The following is a 20748-nucleotide window of genomic DNA, read 5'->3' as shown; positions in this document are numbered from 1 at the left end:
GCAACCGACGCGCGAACCGATCGCGTGATCTCTCACGCTTCTTCATCGCCTGCATAAAACCGACACAAGTCTGTTACCGGCGGCGGCTAACTAGTCGCGGGTCGACGTCATAAATCTGCAAAAGCAGGGGGCATTACGGTGAAAGCCAAATTACTTTCGACTGTCGGAATCTGCGTGATTGCTGCTGCCGCGTACAGCGTGGTCGCCCAGGCCGACAATGATCGGGATCATCATCAGCATTTCCACACGGATACGCCGATCAAGCATCTCGTCGTGATCTTCAACGAGAACCGCTCGTTCGATCATTATTTCGCGACCTATCCGAACGCGGGCAACCCGTCGGGCTCGATTCCTTTCGTTCCGAAGCCGCATACGCCGAAGGTCAACAACCTCGCCAACGCCAACCTCCTGACCAACAACCCCAACCTCAACCCGGCCAACGGCACCGGCGCCACCAATCCGTTCCGGCTCGACCGCACCCAGGCCAACACCAAGTCGCAGAACCACGCCTACACGCCCGAGCAGCAGGCCTATGACAACGGCAAGGCCGACCTGTTTCCGAAATACACCGGCCGCGGCACCGCCGGCACCGTCGGCGCCTTCGGCACCAACGGGCAGGTGATGGGCTATTTCGATGGCAACACCGTCACCGGGTTCTGGAATTACGCCCAGAACTTCGCGATGAACGACAACGCCTACACCGACACCTACGGTCCGTCGACGCCGGGCGCGCTCGAGGTGGTCTCCGGCCAGACCAACGGTGCCGTCAACATCGTCGGCACCTCCTCGACGGTCCCGGACGGGCATGGCGGGCTGACGCTGAACGGTGATACCGATCCGGCCTACGATCAGTGCTCGAGCACGACAAGCACGGTGCTGATGACCAGCAAGAACATCGGTGACCTGCTCAACGCCGAACATATCAGCTGGGGCAGCTTCATGGGCGGGTTCGACCTCACGCTCACGAATACCAACGGCACGACGAAGTGCCTCCGCAGCACGTTCACAAGCGTGGTAGGCGCCAGCACCGCGGACTATATCCCGCACCACGCCTGGTTCCAGTATTACAAGACGACCGCCAACCCGACCCATGCGCGGCCGAGCTCGGTCGCAGCGATCGGCCACAGCTATGTCGAAGGCGGCAAGACCGTCGACCCGGCCAACCACGCCTATGATCTGGAGGACTTCTACGCCGCGGTCAAAGCCGGCAATTTCCCGGCCGTCTCCTACATCAAGATGCCGGCCTATCAGGACGGTCATGCCGGCTATTCCGACCCGCTCGACGAGCAGGCAGGCAATGTCGAGCTGATCAACTTCATCCAGAAGCAGCCGGAGTGGCACGACACCGCCATCATCATCACGTATGACGACTCCGACGGCTGGTACGATCACGCCTACGCCACGCCGACCAGCGCCTCCTATGATCCAACCGCCGACCAGGTCAACGGTCCCGGCCAGTGCGGCCTCGGCGCTTCGAAGCAGCCGCAGCCGAAGGGGCTGAACGATCTGCCGGTGAACGGCCGCTGCGGTCCCGGCACGCGCGTGCCCTTCATCGTGATCTCGCCCTTCGCGAAGAAGAACTTCGTCAGCCACACGCGCATTTCGCAGGCGTCCGTGGTGCGCTTCATCGAGGACAACTGGCTGCACGGCCAGCGCCTCGGCGGCGGTTCGTTCGACGACAGCGTCGAGTCGATCATGGACATGTTCGACTTCGATCACGGTCACGATCGCGACGATCAGCAGAGCAGGCTGTTCCTCGATCCGACCGCCGGCACCGTGATCGTCAGTCCGCCGGACTCTCGTCACTGAACCGTTCGAGCGAACATGAACGGCCGCATCCTGTGGCTCCTCGGCGCCGGCCTGCTCTGCATGGCCGGCGCTGTCGCGGCGGTGGAAACCCAGCGACTTGATCAAGGACTCGCCGACGCCAGGCGGCTCGGGGATGCAAATCCGCACCCGGTCCACTTGATGCGCCCCGCGGTTGCGCCGCTCTCGTCGATGGCGCAGCTCGGCAAGCTGATCTTCTATGACGCCTCGCTGTCCTCGTCGGGCGCGCTGTCCTGTGCGTCCTGCCACAGCCCGGATCACGCCTACGGCCCGCCCAATGACGGACCGGTCATGCTCGGCGGCGCCACGTTGAAACGGCAGGGCGCGCGCGCCGTTCCGTCGCTGACCTATCTCGAGCGCCACCCGAATTTCAGCATCGGGCCCGAGAAGGACGACGACGACAACGTCGTCAGCCTCGCGCAGATGGCTGCGCTCGGCCAGCAGACGGCGCGCGCGAAGAAGATCGCGACCGGGACCGCCGCGGCCGCGGCGAACATCGTGCCGCAGGGCGGCCTGTTCTGGGACGGCCGCGCCGACACGTTGCAGGACCAGGCGCTGTTCCCGCTGCTCGATCCCAGCGAGATGGATGGCGGCAGCGTGGAGGTGGTGGTCGAGAAGCTGCGGCACGCGTCCTACGCCCCGCGCTTCGCCGAGCTGTTCGGCGCCGGCATCTTCGACAATTCGCGCCTGCTGGTCGCGGAGGCGATGTTCGCGGTCGCGCGCTATCAGGTGGAAGAGGCGAGCTTCCATCCCTATACCAGCAAGTACGACTACTGGCTGGAGGGCAAGGCGCGCCTGAGCGAGAGCGAGCTGCGCGGCCTGCTCGTGTTCAACGATCCCGACAAGGCCAATTGCGCCGGCTGCCATACCTCGGCGCCGACCCGTGACGGCCTGCCGCCGCTGTTCACCGACCATCAGTATGAGGCGCTCGGCGCGCCGCGCAACGCCGCGCTCGCGAGCAACGGCGATCCCGATCATTTCGATCTCGGGGTCTGCGGCCCGCAGCGCACCGACATGTCGGAGCAGACGCAATATTGCGGCATGTTCCTGACGCCGACCTTGCGCAACAGCGCGACCCGCCGCGCCTTCTTCCACAACGGTGTCTTCCGCAGCCTCGAAGAGGTGCTAGATTTCTATAATTTCCGCGACATCAATCCGGAGAAGGTCTTTCCGCGCGGGGCCGACGGGACGGTGCGGAAATACGACGACCTGCCGGCGAAGTATCACGGCAATGTCGACGTCAGCGATCCGCCGTTCGACCGCCATGCCGGCGATACGCCGGCGATGACGGCACAGGATGAGGCCGACATCATCGCCTTCCTGAAGACGCTGACGGACGGCTACCATCCGGAACCTTGAGCCGGCGCGATCTCGCTGGCCGGGCCACGCCGGCGTGAGTTGGCAGCGCCGGTCCGGCGGCCCATAATGGGCAGATGATTTCAATCCAAGGCAATGGTGCGAAAATCCCGGCGATCGGGCTCGGCACCTGGGAATTGCGCGGACGCACCTGCGCGCGCATCGTCGAGCAGGCACTGCGGCTCGGCTATCGCCATATCGACACCGCCCAGATCTACGAGAACGAGCGCGAGGTCGGCGACGGCCTGCGCGCCTCCGGCGTCAAGCGCGACGAGGTGTTCCTGACCACCAAGGTCTGGCCCAGCCAGTTCCTGCCGAAGGATCTGGAGCGCTCGGCCAGGGAGAGCCTGGCGCGGCTGCGCCTCACCGAGGTCGATCTGCTGCTGCTGCACTGGCCCAACCCGCAGGTGCCGCTGGCGGATACGCTCGGCGCGCTGGCGCGGGTCAAGCAGGCGGGACTGGCGCGCCATATCGGCGTCTCGAACTTCACCGTGGCGCTGATCGAGGAGGCGGTGGCGGCGTGCCCCGAGCCGCTCGCCTGCAACCAGGTCGAGTACCATCCCTATCTCGACCAGGCCAGGGTGATGGAAGCCTGCGCCCGCCACGGCCTCGCGCTCGTCGCCTACAGCCCGATCGCGAAGGGCCGGATCAGGAACGACCGCGCGCTGGCGCGGATCGGCGACCGCCATCGCAAGACCGCGGCGCAGATCTGCCTGCGCTGGCTGGTGCAACAAAATGTTTCCGCGATTCCGCGCACCTCGAAGCTCGAGCGCCTGCAGGAGAACATGAACATCTTCGATTTCGAGCTGTTCGAGCCGGATATGCGCGAGATCTCCGCGATGGCGAGCCCCGGTGGCCGGCTGACCGATTTCGGTTTCGCCCCGAATTGGGATTGAGGCGAGGCAAGGCGGGCCGGTATGCTAAGGGGCGGGGTGAGATCACGACTTGATTTGATGGAATGACGTTCCGGCCAAATGCGGACCTGACGGTGTCGGTGCTTGCGCACGTGCTGGTGCTTGCGCTGATTTTCCTGTTCTCGGAGGTGCATCAGTTCGATCAGGTCGCCGCCGACACGGTGCCGGTCGACATCGTGACGCCGCAGGAGATGGCAGAAAGCACCCCTGAGCCGACGCCGAGCCCCGCGCCTACGCCGCAGCTGGAGCTGCCGTCGTTCGACAAGCCGCCCACGCCCGAGGCCTCGCAGGCGCCTGTTCCCCAGCCTGCCGAGAAGCAGCCTGAACAAAAGGAGCCTGCGCAGAAGCCGCCGGTCCAGAAGCAGGCTGCACAGAAGCCGACGCCCGCGCCACAGCCGACCTCGACCCCGCAACATGCTGCCAAGGCCGAGCCGCCTCCGGCGCCACAACCACAGCCGCAGCCACAGCCACAGCCACAGACGTCACAGCCGCAACAGCCGGCGCCGCCGCAGCAGCAGCAGGCCTATCTGCAGCCGCAACCGGATCTGTCGGTGAAATACGGCGTGATCCTGGGCCTGCCGCCGGACTTGTCCGCGACGGCGTCCAACGCTCCGCACGCAGCCACCGAGGGGGGAACGGACAATTTCGATGCGGCGGCGACCGAGGAGGCCAAGGTCGGCTCCGGCGTCGTCGCCGAGTTTCGCCGGCACCTGAAGACATGCCTGAAGCTTCCGGACACGGTCAGCAGCGGCGACGACGTCAAGATCAAGCTCAGGGTGTTCATGACGACCGACGGCAAGCTCGCGGCCCCGCCGCAGCTGATCGAGGCGACCGCATCGGCGAAGGGACCGTTGTTGATCCAGAGCGCGATCAGCGCGCTGAAGTCGTGCCAGCCCTACGCGATGCTGCCACGGGATCGCTACGGCGAATGGAAGGTGCTCGATCTCGACTTCACCCCGCGCGATTTCTCGTCGTGAGCGCGAACTGAGGCAGTGAGCGCCGCTTCGCCTCGCCCCGCGTGCGGGGAGAGGCCGGATTGCATCGCCAGATGCAATCCGGGTGAGGGGGAGTTCTCTACGAGTCAGTCTGCCGGCATCATTGCGGCGGCAGCCCTCACCCCGACCCTCTCCCCGTAAGAACGGGGCGAGGGAGCACAGTACCGACGCGGTCGCTCGACCAGATCCTTCAGCTCCCCATCGCCTGCCAGGCGTTCGAGGCGAACTGCCGGCGCCAGATCACGACCACGACGGCGGCCGTGGTGATGAACAGCAGCCACGGACTGATGAACCAGCCGAGATAGCCGAGCGCGAAGAAGAACGCGCGCTGGCCGCGGTTGAAGTGCTGGCCGGCGGACTCGAACAGCCGCGTGGTGCGGATCACATGGGCCTCGGCCTCGGGCGTGTCGCGCTGGCCGGCCGGCGGCATCGCGCCGAACAGGATCGCGACATAGTTGAAGAGACGATAGGCCCAGGCGAACTTGAAGAAGGTGTAGATGAAGATCAGGATCAGCCCGATGCATTTGACCTCCCACAGCGCCGGCTGCGGGCTGAGATCGAGCGGCAGGGCGCCGAGCAGCGCTTGCGCATCGCCCGTCGCACGCAGCAGCGCCAGCGCGCCGCCGATCGCGATCAGGCTGGTGGAGGCGAAGAACGCGGTGCCGTTCTGCAGGCTCGCCATGATCTGCATGTCGACCATCCGCGCCTCGCGGTGGAGCAGGTCCCTGACCCAGGTCTCGCGGTAGGCATGCATGCGCGCCGACAGGCTGTCGCGTCCGTAGGCGGTGTGCTCCAGCGTGATGGCGTAGACCAGCCATTCCAGCGCGAAGAAGCCGACCGCCGCGACATCGACCCAATAGCCCGTCATGTTGAGCCCGTCATGCTTGCCTTCTCCTGCGAATGCCGCGTCTCGCGTCATGTACAGGTTGAACGCGTGCAATGCACTATGGCACACTGCGCCTCGACAACAGGATTCTCCGCGACATGCTCAAGCTCGTCATCGGCAACAAGAACTACTCGTCATGGTCGCTGCGGCCGTGGCTGGCGTTGCGCGCCAACGACATCCCGTTCGAGGAGGTCTTCATCCCGCTCTACACCGACCAGGCCGACAAGGATCGCATCCTCGGCTTCAGCAGGGCGGGCAAGGTGCCGACGCTGGTCGACGGCGACGTCACGGTGTGGGATTCGCTTGCGATCATCGAATATCTCGCCGAGAGATTCCCGGAGGCGAAGCTGTGGCCGGCGGACCGCGCCGCGCGCGCGCATGCCCGCGCGATCTCGGCCGAGATGCATTCCGGCTTCGCGGCGCTGCGCAACGAATGCGGCATGAACCTGCACCGGCCGATCCGTCCCGTGACGCTGTCGGATGATGCACGCGCCAATGTCGATCGCATCCAGGAGATCTGGGCCGACTGCCATGCGCGCTATGGCAGGCAGGGGCCTTTCCTGTTCGGGGCCTTCTCCGGCGCCGACGCGATGTATGCGCCGGTCGTCCATCGCTTCCGCACCTATGCGATCCCGGTCAAGGCCGAGGCGCGGCATTACGTCGACGCGATGACGTCGCTTGCTGCGTTCCAGGAATGGACCCGCGACGGCCTCGCCGAGACGCTGCTGATCGACCGATTCGAGAACGTCTGACGAGTGATCCGCTTCGGAATTGTGACATTGCAACAAACAACGCGGCTTGACGCCATGGCGCCGAAGGCGTCTGAATCCCGCACGGTCTTTGCCATCAGCGAAAGGACTAAGCCCATGGGCATTCTCGATTCTCTGGAAAACTCTCCCGAGCTGAGGGGAGTGCTGGGCCAGCTCGGGGCTGCAGTGCTGCCCGCGGTGCTCGGCGAGGTGATGGGCAACAGCAGTGGACAGGGCACCCTGTCGTCGATCGTGGCCAAGCTCGAGCAGGCCGGCTTCGGCGACCAGGTGAAATCCTGGATCGGCACCGGCCAGAATCTGCCGATCAGTGCTCAGCAACTCCAGCAGGTGTTGGGCAACGATACGGTGAGGCAACTCGCCGCCAGGTACAACATCCCGGTCGACCAGATCTCCCAGATCCTCGCCCAGCAGCTGCCGGCCGCGGTCGACCACGCCAGCCCTGACGGCAAGCTGCCGCACACCGCCTGAGGACGCGCGAACGCGGTCTCGCGGGGTCGCGGCCGGCAATTTCCGCCCGACCCCCCGATTTCGGCCTATCGCGCTGAAAAATCTGCCGAAATTGTGGACCGACCGCACCCCGATCCTGCTGGATTTCGGGCGGTGCGGTGTGCTAGGTTACCGTAGGGTTCTCAATATGTTGGCAAGCGCTAGCGGGACCGTGAGCGTGGCCGGCAATCTCTAAAAAAATGGAGAGGGCGTTGAAGCACAAGTACTCGATTGGCGAGACTGTCTATTTCACTGCCAGCAACGTGGCCCGTCCTGCCGCGAGCGGCACCTACCAGGTGATCCGTCTGCTGCCGACCGAAGGCGACGACTGCCAGTACCGCATCAAGAGTTCGACCGAAGCTTTCGAACGGGTGGCCAAGGAGAGTCAGCTCGCGCTGTCCTAGAGCGCAATGAGACAAAGTGTCGTCATGTCGCCCTAGCTCCTTGTTTGGGCATGGTCTTTTCGGAAAGCCGCCTCGCATTTTCCGGATCAGGCTCTGACAAGGCGCGGTGCGCAACGGAGTGGCCGGGGCGATTCCGCCCCGCCGCCGTCAAAAGGCCCTGTTCGCGGACATTCTGCTGACGTTTGAATGCCGGGGTGGCGGCGTTCGGTTTTGGCTGATGGTGAATATGCTGCGTTGAGGGACATTCGCGCATGAACTTGGCTTGGGCTTCCTCGCTGGACCAGATCTGGCGCTCGCCGACCTTCCCGATGTGGCTGACGCTGGCCGCGGCGGGATTTTTCGGAATTGTCGTCCTGGTCACGCTGCTGCGCGCGGAGAAATCCGTCGCCAACGGCGCGCTGACTGTGATCACGCTGCTGTCGATCGCGGTTGCGGTTGCCGCCACGATCCGCGGCTTCGGCGCGGGCGGGCAGGCCGGACAGACGGAGACCCGCACCGCCCAGGCGTCGGCGCAAACAATGCTGCCGGCACTCGCCTGTGTCGACGATCTTGCCGGTGATGCCGTCCTGAACGGTTGCGAGAAGGTTCTGTTCGGTTCCGCCGACGCCACCGCGGCCGCCGTCAGCTATGCGGCGGCCCAGATATCGCGCCTGACCGCCCATGGCGACCTCGCGACCGCCGAGCGCAATACGACCACCGAACTGCAGGCGTTGCGCCGCGCGATCGAGCATGACCGCTACGGCCTGATGGCCTATGCGCTGATGGCGCGCGACCATTGCACGCCGACCGAATGCCCGGCGTTCCGGTCCCTGGGCGACAACCACCAGATCGTTTCCAACATGAACGATCGCGTCTACGAGAACCTGGTCACCCGCTACGCTGCGTCGTGGAATGCTCCCGCGGGTACGGCGCCGCCGGTACCGGCGGGCCTTGTTGCGGCGCTGCCGTCGTCGGTGCCGACGGGCAAGCCGACCAATGCCGAGTTTCCGAGCGCATCCTCAACGCCGCCCGTCAGCATCATGAGTCCTGAGCCGGGCAAGCCTGCCGCTGCCGCACCGCCGCCGGCCGCACATGCGCCGACGGTTGCGGCGGCGAAGCGGCCGCCCGCGAAGCGCGCCGCGCCGGTTCCGCTCGCGCCGCCGCCCGCGCCTGCGCCACCTGCTGCCAGCCCGCCGGCCGCCGCGAGCGATCAATAGGGCATCCGGTTCACGCAGAGGGCGCTGCGCTTGCGCAGCGGGGAAAACCGGGCACGCTCCCTTTTCAAAGGGGGCGTCGGCCGTTAAATCCGCCCCATGCCGCTTCATCTCATCAAGCTTGCCGTCGGCTGCGAGTCGGTCAAGGAACTCAAGGGCTGGGTTGCCGAACGGATGGCGACCGCGAAGAAAAAAGGCCTGCCGCTCCGTCACATCCACATCACCCGCATGACGCCGAAGCGCGACGAGGAGATCCTCGCCGGCGGTTCGCTCTATTGGGTGATCAAGGGCGAGATCGCCGCGCGCGAGAAGCTCGTCGCGATCGAGCCGTTCCGCGACAAGGACGGCATCGGGCGCTGTCGTCTCGTGATGCAGCCCAAGGTGATCGCGGTCTCGCCGCGGCCGATGCGGCCGTTCCAGGGCTGGCGCTACCTGACGGCCGACGCCGCGCCGCCCGACCTCACCAGATCGAGCGCGGCAACCGTGGCATCGATGCCGGAGCCGATGCGCCGCGAACTGCGCGACCTCGGATTGCTGTAGCAATCGGATTGCTGTGAGCAATCGGATTGCCGAAACTCGCGCGGATCAGGGCTGCGTCACGAGGTGCAGGCGCTCCCATTGCGCGGCAGGGATCTCGACGTAGCGGCCACTGCCTGCACTCCTGACGGCGACGTCGAGCAATTCGTGGTCGATGCCCATCTCGCCGAAATAGCGCCGGAACTGGTCGGTGAAGACCGTGGTGAGGCTCTCGCGCTGCTCGGCCGAGACATTGGGCGCCAGCCGGTTCTGGATCGTCATGCCGCTCAGGACGACCCGCGTGCCCGCCGGCAGGCTGCGATGGACGCCACCCGAAAGCACCAGCAGGCAGGCATAATCGCAGATCACGCTCGAGACCTTCTCCTTTGCATCGAGCGGGCCACCCGGCCGCTTCAGCGCAAAGCAGTCCGCCTCGGACTTGTCGCTGCAGGCGTCGACCACGGTCGCGGCGACCGCCGCATCGACGTTGCGATCGCGCAGGATCCGGCCGAGGCTGACGGCGACGTTGAGGTTCGACTGGCCTTTGATGTTGATCACGACCGGCAGCTTGCGCCCGGTCTGCCGGTCAAGGATCGCCAGCAGGCGCTTGTAGGTGTCCCATTGCACGGCGCCTTCTGCCGCGATCCAGTCCGAGCACCCAGGGCCGCATGCATCGGCGGCACCATGCGCGACATAGAAGATCATCGCGCCCGGCATCGAATTGACGCCGCCGACCGGCGGCCTGGTCTGGGCCTCGGCCACGCCGGCGGCCAGAAGCGCGAAGCAGAAAATAATGGACGGCCCGAATAGTCTGGTCATGACGATTGCCTCTGAAAGGCGCGATCATCCATCCCCCGCCGGGGCGGCGCAAGCGCACCGCTTCACACTTTGCGCCACCGGTCGCGGGATTCAGCTTGTCAATTGAGCTTGATCCCCGCGCAACGCTTCGCGTTTGTCGGGATCAAGCTCTAGACCGCGATGTTGTCGATCAGGCGCGTGCTGCCGAGCTTGGCCGCCACCAGCATCCGCATCGGGCCCTCCTTCAGCGAAGCGATCGGCGCCAGCGTCGCGGCATGGCGGACCTCGAGGTAATCGAGCTTGAAGCCGGCCTCGGTGATCTCAGCGGCGCCGGCCGCGACGGCGGTCGCGGTGTCCTCGCCGGCGCGTAAGCGGGCTGCCGTTTCCTTCATCACCCGGTGGAGCGTCGGAGCCGCACGACGCTCGTCGGGCGCGAGGTAGACGTTGCGCGAGGACATGGCGAGACCATCGCGCTCGCGAACCGTCCTGGACCCGATCACCTTGACGCCGAGATCGAGGTCGGCGGCCATCTGGCTCACCACCCGGAGCTGCTGGAAATCCTTCTCGCCGAAGATCGCGACATCCGGCCTGACCTGCGTGAACAGCTTGCCGACCACGGTCGCGACACCGCCGAAGAACTGTGGCCGGAAGCGATCCTCGAGCCCGGCGGTGGCCGGCCCCTCCGGAACGATCCGGGTGGCGAATCCGTCGGGGTACATCGCCTTGACCTCGGGGTGCCAGATCAGGTCGACATCCTCCGCGGCGAGCTTTGCGACATCGGCCTTCCAGGTGCGCGGATACGAGCCGAAGTCTTCCGTTGGAGCAAATTGAGTCGGGTTGACGAAGATCGAGACGACGACCCGCCTGGCATGGCGTCTGGCGAGCCGCACCAGCGACACGTGACCGTCATGGAGCGCTCCCATGGTCGGGACCAGTGCGATAGTCGCTTTTCGCGCGCGCAGGTCATTTACGGCGCGACGCAGGGCGGGAACGGTGCGGACGACAGCAGGATTTCTCGGCATCTGGTCTCGATCTCTTCAGGTAATTCCGGGGAGGGGATCTGGTCTTCGGCGGGTCTGCCAAGTTTACCAAGATCGATGCGCTGACGGCAAACCTGCGCGATCGGCGCAGCAGCGTCGTGCGATCGATTCATAATGAAGCGAGGCAGCAATTGATTTCAGTAATCTGTCATGCATTTCACTTGACCATGGCCGCACGCGATTTGAAGATGTCGCGGGGGATCAATCATGTTGGTGCAGGCTAGTCAGGGTCAATCCGGCTCCGCGCACGTCGTCGTGCTCGGCAACGAGAAGGGCGGTTCGGGCAAGTCGACCACCGCCCTGCATATCGCTGTCGCCCTGATGAAGGCCGGGCAGCGCGTCGCCAGCATCGATCTCGACTGCCGCCAGCAAAGCTTCACCCGCTACATCAACAACCGCCGGGCCTGGGCGCGGCGCACCGGGATCGACCTCGAACTTCCCGTGCACACCTGCATCAAATACGGCGACACGATGCAGATCGAGGAGAACGAGAACGCCGAGTTCCAGCAATTCATGCACGCGGTCAGCGCGGTGGAACGTGCCTATGATTTCATCGTGATCGATACGCCGGGCGCGGACAGCTACCTGATGCGGCTGGCGCACTCGATGGCCGACACCCTCGTGACGCCGATCAATGACAGCTTCCTCGATTTCGACGTGCTGGGCACGGTCGATCCCGCGACCTATGCGGTGACCGGCGAGAGCCATTACGCCGAGATGGTGCGCGACACCAGGCGCAAGCGCCGCCAGCTCGACGGTGCCTCGACCGACTGGATCGTGGTGCGCAACCGCCTGTCGATGCTCGGCTCGCGCAATAAACAGCTCGTCGCCGACGGTCTCAAGCAGCTGTCGCTCCGCCTCGGGTTCCGTTCGGTCGACGGCTTTGCCGAGCGGGTGGTCTATCGCGAGTTTTTCCCGCGCGGACTGACTGCGCTCGACGACATCGACGAGGCGACGCTCGGGACACGGCCGAGCATGGGCCATGTCACCGCGCGCGAGGAGGTCACGAGCCTGTTGCGCCAGCTCAAGCTGCCGCTCGACGAGCGCGGCCGGCGCCGCGCCGCCAACCGGGCCGAATGGTTCAGCCAGGTCGACAAGCCGCTTGATGTCCACGACATCATCTGAAGCGGGGCCTTGCGGCCTGTATCGCTGGCGGCCGGCGAGCGCTTGATGCGCTGAAGTCTTTCCCTATAAGCCTCAGCCTCGACCTCCAACATGGCGGATGGAGAGATCTTGATCGTGGGTAGCGCCGGGTTGATGGCGATCGAGCTGGGTTGTCGAGGCGCCGCTGTCGGACTGTCGTTGCTGATCGCCGGCGTTTTGCTGCGAGACCGCGGGGACATGGCGGCGCGGCTGAGCGCCGCACTGGTGGTCGCCGTCGCGGCTTCCGCGGTTTCCGAGGCGCCGGGATTTCCTCGGCCATGGCCGTATTGGGGCCTGATCCTGCTGGCCTTGTCGAGCAGCGGGGCGGTCCTGTTCTGGCTCTGGGCGCGCGCGACCTTCGATGATGATTTCGTGCTGCGACCCTGGCACGGCGCTTTGCTGGTCGCTGTCGTCAGCGTGCAGCTGTTTGACGCCTGGCCGACGAGAGGCGCACTCAGAGGCGACCTCGATCGAACGCTATCGGTCGTCTATCTCGGCCTTGCCATAGCGGCTGCGGGGCAGACGCTCGCGACATGGCGGGCGGACCTGGTGGCAGGACGGCGGCGGCTGCGAGTTGTCGTCCTGCTCGGCGCGGTGGCCTATAGCGCCGCGGCCTTTTTTCACAAGCTTTGGCCGGCTTCGGTTGCCGGCTCCTCCGTCTGGAGCATCGTCAACGCGTTCGGGCTTCTGGTGCTGCTGAGTCTCAGTGCATGGAGCCTGTTTCAGGCGGCCCGCATGCAGCAAGCATCGATCCTTCTGCCTGCCGCCGGCAGAATTCCGGGCGATCTCGGCAGTGCGCGTCCTGAAGGAGAGGACAAGCCATCCGCGATCGATCGCGAGTTGTTGCGCCGGCTGCAGCGGCTGATGAGCGTGGAACGCGCCTATCGGCGTGAAGGACTGACCATCGGCTCGCTGTCCGCCGAGCTGGGCGTTCAGGAATACCGGCTGCGGCAGCTGATCAATGAAGGGCTCGGGCACCGCAACTTCAATGCCTTCCTCAATCGCTACCGGATCGATGAAGCCAAGGCGGCGCTGGCCGACCCCAAGCAAAGGCTGGTGCCGGTGCTGACGATCGCCATGGATGCCGGCTTCCAGTCGGTCGGCCCGTTCAATCGGGCCTTCAAGGCGGCCACCGACGTGACACCCACCGAATTCCGCCGCCTCGCGCTGGCCAGGCACGCTTCGCAACCGGGCGAGCCGGATGACGACACGGGTATCGGCCAGCCGGACTGAGACGGCGAGAGGCCCATCGGCCGGCGGTTTGTGTTGCTGCGATTGTTCCCCGTTCCGCGGAACTTGAATGTCCGATCACATCGGTTTGAGACGCGCAGTTCGGAACATCCGTCGGTCGCTCGTGCTTGCCACAAATCATTGAAACGGAGCGTCCAATGAGGAGACTGAACACTGCAAGTCTTGCCATCCTCGGTAGCGCGGCCATCGTCGGCTCCTTGCTCGCGGGCCCAGCGTTGGCCGAGGGAACGATGGCCAAGGGTGTGAAGCACACTCAGGCCGGAACCAAGGGATCTCAAACTCTCGCCAGGGGCGAGCGCCACGCTCAGCGTCATGCGATCTACCGCAGCGAGCGGATGCGAAACGCCAACGCGGCCTTGCCGCACGAGAGAGTGTATCGCAGGCCTGCCGGGCCCGCAGGGGTGGCGGGCGACATCGTGGGAGGCGCCGTCGCGACCGCGGGGGCAATTGCCACTGCGCCCTTCCGCGCCTTCGACAGCGGCTACAACAACGGCTACTACGGTTACGCCACCAGCTATAACGACTACTATGGCTACGGCTATGGCGGCCGCGACTGGAAGACCTACGCCGCCCATAACAATCTTGTCTGCATGCCCGGCACCACATTCAAGGGTGCGGATGGCCTGCAGCATCTCTGCCAGTAATCCCTTTCGACAGGGACGGGAAAAGGGCGGCCCGAGCGGCCGCCTTTTTCGTGGGCGTGCCCCGGGGCGGGTCCGAGCGGGGTTCGCGTCGGGACCCCAGGCGCGCACCCGGCGCGGGGGCACCGCCAGCCGCAGGCCGTTGAAGCACTCCGTCACGGCCGCCCCGACCCGGAATATGTGAGCTTTCAGGCCCGCGACGATCCGGCGCCGAGCCGATCATTTACAGCGGGGCGACTTGAAATCCCGTAGTCTTGCGGCCATGTCCGCCACATCTCGGCCAAAAAGCTGGAACAAAGCCGCCGCCATCAGTGTTCTCCCGACACTTTTAGCGAAACACCGAACCGAAGCGTGATTGCCGGCGTCGTATACTCATGGAGGTACGATTGTCCGGTTGTTGCTATGCACAATGTATAGGTGCATCGCACAACGTTAGGGCGGTTAAGTCACAACATTTGGACTTCCTGTCACGCCGCTGTGACATATATGCTCAAGCAGGAGGCCGAAGAGCCTCCGGCCAAAGATAGCCCTGGAATTGGCGGGCGCCTCGAGGACGTCATGAAACGTGGAATTGCGGTTCTGCTTTCTCTCTCCGTCGTTTTCACGGCGGCCTACTTCACTGCGAGCAAGTGGGCGATCAGTCATCAAACCATCACGTTCCGCGATCCGACTCGCGACGAACGCGTGGTGCAGGTCGACGTCGCCGTGCGCTTCGACAAGCAAATGCAGGCCGACGCCGGCATGATCACGCTGCCGGTCGCGATCCTCAATCATGGTAATACCGTCAAATTCACCGAATATTCCTTCCTCGCGAACGTGTTCGCTGCGCGCGGCTATCTGGCGGTCAGCATCCAGAACGACCTGCCTCAGGACGGCCCGATGGTCACCAAGGTCGGCGAACTCTATGTCGGCCGTCTGCCGCAGTATCAGCGCGGCATCACCAACATCAAATTCGCCATCGACGAGATGAAGAAGGTCGAGCCGAACGCGGACTACAGCAAGCTGACGATGGTCGGCCATTCGAATGGCGGCGACATCGCGATGTATTTCGCCAAGCAGTATCCCGACGAAATCAGGAAGGTCGTGACGCTGGACAATCTGCGCGTGCCGTTCATGACGGACGGCAAGTTCAAGATCCTGTCGTTCCGCTCGCATGATCCGCAGTTCAAGACCGATCCCGGCGTGGTGCCTGACCCGGCCGAGTGCGAGAAGGCCGGCATTACCGTCGTGAACACCAACTTCCAGCACAACGACATGCGCGACACCGGCCCGGATACCGCCAAGAACTCGATCGAGGCCATGCTCGATAAATTCCTTGCCGACACCGACGCCGACGTTGCGGCTGTCGATACCAGGAACGCGCCGCCGAAGATCCTCGAGCCGGGCCCGGTGTCGCTCTATGTCCCTGAGAAGACGCCGCGGCCGAGCTTCGTCGAGAAGCTCAAGAACATGCTGCCGCTGAAGAAGACAGAAAAAGATTCGTCCCAGGCCATGAACTGACTTCTGCCGCCCGGCCGCCGAGCCGGGCGAGTGTTCATCCGCATTGACCAACCCGGCGTGTCGGCCCACATAATCCTCGCTCAGGGAAGCGAGTGCTGATGGCTGGCGAGCCGACCAAACCGGGATCCGGAAACGACGTGCGCAAGGCGGATTCGCCTGACCTGCGCAAGGCCGGCTCGTTGCCGGAGGCGCGGCCCTCGACGTCGGAAGATATCGCCGCGTTCGTGGCGAAGGCGCACGCGATGTCGCCGCACCGCGCCGGCGCGCGCGGCAGGCTGGTGTTCGCGCTCGATGCCACCATGAGCCGACAGCCGACCTGGGACATGGCGTGCGCGTTGCAGGCGGACATGTTCCGCGAGGCTGCATCGCTGGGCAGCCTCGACATCCGTCTCGTCTACTATCGCGGCTTCAACGAGTGCCGCGCCACGGGATGGATTTCCGACAGCGCGCAGCTCGCCCGGCTGATGGGCAAGATCGGCTGCCAGGGCGGCAACACGCAGATCGGCAAGGTGCTGTCGGAGGCGCGCCGCGAGGCGGTTGCCGCCGGCGTGCGCGCGGTCGTGTTCGTCGGCGATGCGATGGAGGAGAATGCCGACGCGCTCTGCGCCAGGGCGGGTGAGCTCGGCCTGCTCAAGGTGCCGGTCTTCATGTTCCAGGAAGGCAATGACGCGGTCGCCGAGCAGACCTTTCGCGAGATCGCCCGGCTGACGGGCGGGGCATGGTGCCGGTTCGATCCAGGCGCCGCAGCGCAACTGCGCGATCTCCTGCGTGCCGCTGCGGCCTATGCAGCCGGCGGGCGCGATGCGCTGCTTCAGCTTGCGAAGAGCACCAGCGGCGCAGCACGGCTGATCGGCCAGATGAAATAGGCAACCCGCCCGCGGCGCTACCGCGCGATCGCGGCTTTCCCGACCGCGGCGAGCATCGTCGACATGTTGGCTGCAACCATCTTGGTCTGCTCCGCGATGCCGTGCCGCTGCGCCAGCCAGGCGGGGTCGTTGTATGAAAACCAGGTGTCGCCGGCGGCATCCTGCCAGACCAGCGCCTTCAGCGGCAGGTCGATGCCGATCGTCTGCGCCGCCTGCATCAGCGGCGTACCACCCTTGGCGTTGCCGAAGATCAGGACCGTGGTCGGGCGGAGTTCGAGGCCGACCACGGCGGCGCCTGCGGCGTGATCGATCTCGGCGAACACCGTCAGTCCGCTCGCCGCAAGTTCAGCCTTGAGCCGCTCGATCGTCTGCTGCGGTCCGACATTGCTGCGAAGGCTGATCAATCCGTCAACGGTCATCATGCTGCTCCCTGATTCAGCCCGTCGGTACCCTAATCAATTGCACTGGTTGCCGCCACGCCGCGACGTTTCACGCTGCGGTGAGGCGAAGCTGCGCATGCTTTTTGCGGCCGAGGCGCCTATATTCCGCGCATGCCAACCCTGATCGCCGGCGTCGTTGCCGTTATCGTGCTTTATTCCGCGCTGCAGATGTTTCGTGCGGCGAACCCGGTCGTGCTTGCCCGCGTCATCAAGATCGTGGGCGGCGTGCTGGCGCTTGCGTTCGCGGCCTTCATTGGCGTCAGGGGCGAGCTTGCAGTCGCGATCCCGCTCGGAATCTTCGGCGCTGGACTGCTCGGCTGGTCACCATTCGGGACGACAGGCTTCACAAATCTCGGCAGCATGTTCGGCGGCGGCACGCAGCGGGCGGCGGGACAGGCTTCGCGCGTGCGCTCGCAATATCTCGATATGAGCCTCGATCACGACAGCGGCGTCCTCAGGGGCCAGATCGTGGACGGCGCCCATGCGGGCCGCATGCTCGACGAGTTCGACCTGCCGCAATTGCTGGCGATGGTCCCGGGCTTCGACGCCGAGAGCGTGGCGCTACTTGAAAGCTATCTGGACCGCCGGTTTCCCGCCTGGCGTCAGGACGCGCAGGGCGACCGGGCAGGGGGGCAGCGCCGTGCGGCGGCGACCGGCAAAATGACGGATGAGGAGGCCTATCAGATCCTTGGCCTGCAGCCGGGTGCGTCGCGTGACGACATCGGCCGGGCTCACCGCGCCCTCATGAAGAAACTGCATCCCGACCAGGGGGGCTCGACGTATCTCGCTGCCCGTGTAAACGAGGCCAAGGATACTTTGCTTCGCACGCATCGTTAGCTAACTCCGGCAACGCCACTCAACGCCACAAGCCGAGAGCTGCTTCCTGCTGATCTCCGATCGATGCCCCGTATCGCCCACCGTTGTCCGGCATGGTCGATGCTTCATTCGCTGAAATTTAACCGTAAAATCTTGACGAGAAGTTTTCGCGGGATCGCTGCCGCGATCGGCATTTGCGACTGCGGCCCAAAAGCAACAAGGCCGGCGCTTGCGGCGCCGGCCTTGTCTGTCCCAGACGATGAGTTCGATCAGTTGCGGACGGTGATGCAGGAGATATCGGCGCGCTTCAGCGTCCGGCAGACCGCTTCGGCCTGATCGCGCTCGAGGCCGGCGAAGCGGGCCCGATAGAGCGTGCGATCGCCCTTGGAGACGACGGTCTCGGTGAACGGATCCGCCTTGCTGAGCAGGCCGCGGGCCGAATTGCGGGCGAGGTCGATACGCTGCTTGGCCTCGTTCTCGGACTCCAGCGCGCCCACCTGGATGATCCAGCCGGTATGGGCAGCCGCGGAGGTCAGCCTGGTCTGGGCAGCCGGCTGGCTGCGGGCGGGTTCGATCGATGCCATCGCCTGCGCGGTCGCCGGGGGCGATTGCAGGCTGGAGGCGGGCAGCACGCCAAGCACGCCGTTGCCGGTGCCGAAATTGGCGGGCTGCGGTGGCATGTCGGGCCGGTTGGTCTCGGCGGCCCGCGCCATCATGGCATTCGAGGTCTCGGCGACATCGGAGCGGGACGGGATCGTGCTGGTGATCGGCGGCGCCGGCTGCGTCGGGCCGGCAGCAGCAAGCTTGATCTGGCCGGCCTTGACCTGAACCGTCTTCACCTTCACCGGCTTCATCGGTTCGTCGGAGCCCGGGATCGCGGCGATCTGTTGGGTCTGGATCACGCCTGACGTCAGCGGCGCCGGCTCGGGCTTGGCCTGCGGCTCGGGCCGCGAGGGCAGCGGCGGCAGTGCCGCGGCGGCTTGCGCGATCAGCGAGGGCTTGCTCGCCGGGCGCGGTGCGGGCGCGGCGGCTGCGACGGGTTCGGACGGGGCCGCCATCGGCTCGGAGGCGCCCGGCGCGTCATCGGAGTCGGCGACCTCGACCTTGGCGTCGGCCGGGTTGCGCTCGGTGATCGCCGCCGCGGTGCGGGTGGTCGCGCCCTTGGCGAGGTTCTCGGCGAGCAGATTGCGCATGATGGCGTCGCGGGAGCCGCCGCTGCGGCCGCCGAGCACCACGCCGATCAGGAAGCGGTTGCCGCGGTGCATCGAGGTGACGAGGTTGAAGCCGGAGGCGCGGGTGTAGCCGGTCTTGATGCCGTCGACGCCCTCGACGCTGCCGAGCAGGTGATTGTGGCCGGTGATGGTGTGGCCGCGGAAATTGAAGGCGGTGGTCGCGAAGTAGCGATAATAGCGCGGGAAGCGATCCTGGAGCGCGCGGCCCAGCACGGACTGGTCACGCGCCGTCGTCACCTGCTCGTCGTTGGGAAGGCCCGAGGCGTTGCGGTAGATCGTGCGGCTCATGCCGAGCGCGTGCGCCTTGCGGGTCATCATCCGGGCGAAGTCGTCTTCGCTGCCGCCGATCGCCTCGGCGATCACCACCGCAGCGTCATTGGCCGAGCGGGTGATCAGGCCCTTGATGGCGTCTTCGACCCTGATGGTCTGGCCGGGGCGCAGGCCGAGCTTGGTCGGGTCCTGCTCTGATGCGTGCTCCGAGACCTGCATCTCGGTATCGAGCTTGATCTTGCCGGCGTCCAGGCGCTCGAACAGGAGATAGAGCGTCATCATCTTGGTGAGGGATGCGGGATGGCGCAGGCCGTCGGGGCTGGTCGCCGTCAGCACCGTACCGGAATTGCCGTCGACGATGATCGAGGCGAAGCGCGGGCTGTCGCTGTCACTGGAATCTTCGCTGCCGTGATGGCTGACGTGGTGGCGGTGCCGATGGCGCGCCTCGGCGCTGCCACTGATCAGGACCGCAGTCGTGAGGGTTACGAGCCCGAGAACGCCAACTCGCAACGCGCGCGAGGAAGCCAAGGTTGTGCGAAGCATTTACTTCCCCGTCCCAATTTCTATCTAGATCACCGGCTCGTGAGGCGAAATTGTGCCCAACGACCACTGATCCTTGCCTGCGCAACGAGCCACCTCCGGGTTGAACGATCGGCCCCGGTGGCCGCGCAGGTCGCTGTTCTAGCTAAGATGCTGTTCACAAACAGTTTTAAGGCTGCCTGTCGGAAGGCGAACAAAGTCCGGGAATCAGGTTAGGGGGCGCGAGTTTCCAAAGGATTAAGCAACCGTTGCGCAAGAGCCCGGGGTTTATCGCAAATGCTGCGAATCGGGGCCCGCGGAGCCGTGGAGATTGTGCATCGCACAATTGTGCTTGACTGTATTGTGCAGTGCACTATGTTGTGCGTGTCAGGGGGCCGGGAGCTTCCCGGCAATTGGAACTGCACGTTCAAGTCTGGGAAAAAGGAACTCCATTATGGTCAAGATTGAAGACATTCAGAACTACGGCAAAGAGCATCTGGAATCGGTCCAGGCCTCCGCGACCAACCTGCAGAGCGGTGTCCAGGCGATCGCCACCGCGTATGGCGATTATGCCAAGAAGTCGTTCGAGGACACCAAGTCCTTCGTCGAGAAGCTGTCCGGCGTGAAGTCGCTCGACAAGGCGCTCGAGGCGCAGACCGAGTTCGTGCGCTCGGCCTACGAGACCTTCGTCGCTGAATCGCAGAAGATCGCCGGTCTCTACAGCGATTGCGCCAAGCAGACCTTCAAGCCCTATGAGGGCCTGGTCGCCAAGTTCGCGCCTGCGTCCTCGAACTGATCGTCGCACCAGCACCGGGCTCCGTTCCGATTCAGTCCGGACCGAGCTCGGTTTTCTTTTAGCGCGTTTTCCGCTCGAAAACGCTCCAC

21 protein-coding genes are annotated in these 20748 nt (G+C 65.1%); 16 read left to right on the top strand and 5 right to left on the bottom strand.

The annotated features are described in order from the left end of the window. Positions 1 to 138 precede the first annotated feature (138 nt). From JQ586_RS23860 to JQ586_RS23845, 4 genes are all read left to right on the top strand, one after another. Positions 139 to 1809: an alkaline phosphatase family protein gene (locus tag JQ586_RS23860; RefSeq protein ID WP_212397057.1), complete on the top strand. Its 1671-nt coding sequence runs from the start codon at positions 139 to 141 to the stop codon at positions 1807 to 1809. A gap of 15 nt (positions 1810 to 1824) precedes the next feature. Then, positions 1825 to 3186 carry a cytochrome-c peroxidase gene (locus tag JQ586_RS23855; protein ID WP_212397056.1) on the top strand — a complete coding sequence of 454 codons (1362 nt, stop codon included), beginning with the start codon at positions 1825 to 1827 and terminating at the stop codon, positions 3184 to 3186. Positions 3187 to 3260: 74 nt separating this feature from the next. Then, positions 3261 to 4079, top strand: a complete 819-nt coding sequence (locus JQ586_RS23850; protein WP_212397055.1) for an aldo/keto reductase — start codon at positions 3261 to 3263, stop codon at positions 4077 to 4079. 62 nt (positions 4080 to 4141) lie between these two features. Then, complete coding sequence (locus tag JQ586_RS23845) at positions 4142 to 5074, top strand: hypothetical protein (RefSeq protein WP_212397054.1); 933 nt, start codon at positions 4142 to 4144, stop codon at positions 5072 to 5074. 208 nt (positions 5075 to 5282) lie between these two features. On the opposite strand, the gene JQ586_RS23840 is transcribed toward JQ586_RS23845, so the two are convergent. Then, positions 5283 to 5960, bottom strand: a complete 678-nt coding sequence (locus tag JQ586_RS23840) for a DUF599 domain-containing protein (RefSeq protein ID WP_212397106.1) — start codon at positions 5958 to 5960, stop codon at positions 5283 to 5285. Between the two features lie 71 nt (positions 5961 to 6031). Here JQ586_RS23840 and JQ586_RS23835 point away from each other — a divergent pair, with 71 nt between their 5' ends. The 5 genes from JQ586_RS23835 (at position 6032) to JQ586_RS23815 (ending at position 9371) form a co-directional block, all read left to right on the top strand. Continuing rightward, positions 6032 to 6730, top strand: coding sequence for a glutathione S-transferase family protein (locus JQ586_RS23835; RefSeq protein ID WP_249148022.1), 699 nt, complete (start codon positions 6032 to 6034; stop codon positions 6728 to 6730). A gap of 114 nt (positions 6731 to 6844) precedes the next feature. Continuing rightward, complete coding sequence (locus JQ586_RS23830) at positions 6845 to 7216, top strand: YidB family protein (protein WP_212397053.1); 372 nt, start codon at positions 6845 to 6847, stop codon at positions 7214 to 7216. Positions 7217 to 7434: 218 nt separating this feature from the next. Then, on the top strand, positions 7435 to 7638 hold the full coding sequence (locus JQ586_RS23825; RefSeq protein WP_021080554.1) for a hypothetical protein: 204 nt from the start codon (positions 7435 to 7437) through the stop codon (positions 7636 to 7638). Positions 7639 to 7889: 251 nt separating this feature from the next. Next, positions 7890 to 8834, top strand: coding sequence for a hypothetical protein (locus JQ586_RS23820; RefSeq protein ID WP_212397052.1), 945 nt, complete (start codon positions 7890 to 7892; stop codon positions 8832 to 8834). 96 nt (positions 8835 to 8930) lie between these two features. Further along, entirely contained in the window at positions 8931 to 9371 is a 441-nt protein-coding gene (locus JQ586_RS23815) for a DUF1489 family protein (protein ID WP_212397051.1), read from the top strand. Between the two features lie 45 nt (positions 9372 to 9416). Here the strand turns inward: JQ586_RS23815 and JQ586_RS23810 are convergent, their stop codons facing one another. Together JQ586_RS23810 and panC are read right to left on the bottom strand one after the other, a co-directional pair. Then, positions 9417 to 10166, bottom strand: a complete 750-nt coding sequence (locus tag JQ586_RS23810) for a hypothetical protein (RefSeq protein WP_212397050.1) — start codon at positions 10164 to 10166, stop codon at positions 9417 to 9419. 149 nt (positions 10167 to 10315) lie between these two features. Then, complete coding sequence (panC, locus tag JQ586_RS23805; RefSeq protein WP_212397049.1) at positions 10316 to 11167, bottom strand: pantoate--beta-alanine ligase; 852 nt, start codon at positions 11165 to 11167, stop codon at positions 10316 to 10318. A gap of 225 nt (positions 11168 to 11392) precedes the next feature. Here panC and JQ586_RS23800 point away from each other — a divergent pair, with 225 nt between their 5' ends. The 5 genes from JQ586_RS23800 (at position 11393) to JQ586_RS23780 (ending at position 16586) form a co-directional block, all read left to right on the top strand. Next, a complete protein-coding gene (locus tag JQ586_RS23800) occupies positions 11393 to 12310 on the top strand; it encodes a division plane positioning ATPase MipZ (RefSeq protein ID WP_212397048.1) in 918 nt (305 codons plus the stop codon). A gap of 114 nt (positions 12311 to 12424) precedes the next feature. Next, the gene (locus JQ586_RS23795) at positions 12425 to 13561 is read left to right on the top strand and encodes an AraC family transcriptional regulator (protein ID WP_212397104.1); all 1137 of its coding nucleotides are present in this window, start codon (positions 12425 to 12427) and stop codon (positions 13559 to 13561) included. A gap of 155 nt (positions 13562 to 13716) precedes the next feature. After that, the gene (locus JQ586_RS23790) at positions 13717 to 14223 is read left to right on the top strand and encodes a hypothetical protein (RefSeq protein WP_212397047.1); all 507 of its coding nucleotides are present in this window, start codon (positions 13717 to 13719) and stop codon (positions 14221 to 14223) included. Positions 14224 to 14778: 555 nt separating this feature from the next. Next, positions 14779 to 15720, top strand: a complete 942-nt coding sequence (locus tag JQ586_RS23785; RefSeq protein ID WP_212397046.1) for an alpha/beta fold hydrolase — start codon at positions 14779 to 14781, stop codon at positions 15718 to 15720. Positions 15721 to 15818: 98 nt separating this feature from the next. Further along, entirely contained in the window at positions 15819 to 16586 is a 768-nt protein-coding gene (locus tag JQ586_RS23780; RefSeq protein WP_212397045.1) for a VWA domain-containing protein, read from the top strand. Between the two features lie 17 nt (positions 16587 to 16603). On the opposite strand, the gene JQ586_RS23775 is transcribed toward JQ586_RS23780, so the two are convergent. Then, positions 16604 to 17005 carry a DUF302 domain-containing protein gene (locus tag JQ586_RS23775; protein WP_212397044.1) on the bottom strand — a complete coding sequence of 134 codons (402 nt, stop codon included), beginning with the start codon at positions 17003 to 17005 and terminating at the stop codon, positions 16604 to 16606. A 132-nt stretch (positions 17006 to 17137) separates the two neighbouring features. On the opposite strand from JQ586_RS23775, the gene JQ586_RS23770 reads away from it, so the two are divergent. Further along, positions 17138 to 17863, top strand: coding sequence for a DnaJ domain-containing protein (locus JQ586_RS23770; RefSeq protein ID WP_212397043.1), 726 nt, complete (start codon positions 17138 to 17140; stop codon positions 17861 to 17863). Positions 17864 to 18111: 248 nt separating this feature from the next. Here JQ586_RS23770 and JQ586_RS23765 read toward each other — a convergent pair whose 3' ends face one another. Beyond that, positions 18112 to 19887, bottom strand: coding sequence for a serine hydrolase (locus tag JQ586_RS23765; protein WP_212397042.1), 1776 nt, complete (start codon positions 19885 to 19887; stop codon positions 18112 to 18114). 430 nt (positions 19888 to 20317) lie between these two features. Between JQ586_RS23765 and JQ586_RS23760 the strand changes: the two genes are divergently transcribed. Further along, complete coding sequence (locus JQ586_RS23760; RefSeq protein ID WP_212397041.1) at positions 20318 to 20659, top strand: phasin family protein; 342 nt, start codon at positions 20318 to 20320, stop codon at positions 20657 to 20659. Positions 20660 to 20748: the final 89 nt, after the last annotated feature.

The sequence above is a fragment of the Bradyrhizobium jicamae genome (assembly GCF_018130215.1).
In the GTDB taxonomy this organism is placed as follows: Bacteria; Pseudomonadota; Alphaproteobacteria; order Rhizobiales; family Xanthobacteraceae; genus Bradyrhizobium; species Bradyrhizobium jicamae_A.
This window is presented reverse-complemented; position numbering and strand designations above follow the sequence as displayed.

Bases quoted from the DNA above. Each gene is read 5' to 3' on its own strand.
- JQ586_RS23765 (WP_212397042.1), bottom strand. From the start codon at position 19,887: ATGCTTCGCACAACCTTGGCTTCCTCGCGCGCGTTGCGAGTTGGCGTT.
- JQ586_RS23830 (WP_212397053.1), top strand. From the start codon at position 6,845: ATGGGCATTCTCGATTCTCTGGAAAACTCTCCCGAGCTGAGGGGAGTG.
- JQ586_RS23840 (WP_212397106.1), bottom strand. From the start codon at position 5,960: ATGACGGGCTATTGGGTCGATGTCGCGGCGGTCGGCTTCTTCGCGCTG.
- JQ586_RS23770 (WP_212397043.1), top strand. From the start codon at position 17,138: ATGCCAACCCTGATCGCCGGCGTCGTTGCCGTTATCGTGCTTTATTCC.
- JQ586_RS23845 (WP_212397054.1), top strand. From the start codon at position 4,142: ATGACGTTCCGGCCAAATGCGGACCTGACGGTGTCGGTGCTTGCGCAC.
- JQ586_RS23780 (WP_212397045.1), top strand. From the start codon at position 15,819: ATGGCTGGCGAGCCGACCAAACCGGGATCCGGAAACGACGTGCGCAAG.
- JQ586_RS23760 (WP_212397041.1), top strand. From the start codon at position 20,318: ATGGTCAAGATTGAAGACATTCAGAACTACGGCAAAGAGCATCTGGAA.
- JQ586_RS23855 (WP_212397056.1), top strand. From the start codon at position 1,825: ATGAACGGCCGCATCCTGTGGCTCCTCGGCGCCGGCCTGCTCTGCATG.
- JQ586_RS23810 (WP_212397050.1), bottom strand. From the start codon at position 10,166: ATGACCAGACTATTCGGGCCGTCCATTATTTTCTGCTTCGCGCTTCTG.
- JQ586_RS23775 (WP_212397044.1), bottom strand. From the start codon at position 17,005: ATGACCGTTGACGGATTGATCAGCCTTCGCAGCAATGTCGGACCGCAG.
- JQ586_RS23820 (WP_212397052.1), top strand. From the start codon at position 7,890: ATGAACTTGGCTTGGGCTTCCTCGCTGGACCAGATCTGGCGCTCGCCG.
- JQ586_RS23825 (WP_021080554.1), top strand. From the start codon at position 7,435: ATGGAGAGGGCGTTGAAGCACAAGTACTCGATTGGCGAGACTGTCTAT.
- JQ586_RS23815 (WP_212397051.1), top strand. From the start codon at position 8,931: ATGCCGCTTCATCTCATCAAGCTTGCCGTCGGCTGCGAGTCGGTCAAG.
- JQ586_RS23785 (WP_212397046.1), top strand. From the start codon at position 14,779: ATGAAACGTGGAATTGCGGTTCTGCTTTCTCTCTCCGTCGTTTTCACG.
- panC (WP_212397049.1), bottom strand. From the start codon at position 11,167: ATGCCGAGAAATCCTGCTGTCGTCCGCACCGTTCCCGCCCTGCGTCGC.
- JQ586_RS23800 (WP_212397048.1), top strand. From the start codon at position 11,393: ATGTTGGTGCAGGCTAGTCAGGGTCAATCCGGCTCCGCGCACGTCGTC.
- JQ586_RS23850 (WP_212397055.1), top strand. From the start codon at position 3,261: ATGATTTCAATCCAAGGCAATGGTGCGAAAATCCCGGCGATCGGGCTC.
- JQ586_RS23790 (WP_212397047.1), top strand. From the start codon at position 13,717: ATGAGGAGACTGAACACTGCAAGTCTTGCCATCCTCGGTAGCGCGGCC.
- JQ586_RS23835 (WP_249148022.1), top strand. From the start codon at position 6,032: ATGCACTATGGCACACTGCGCCTCGACAACAGGATTCTCCGCGACATG.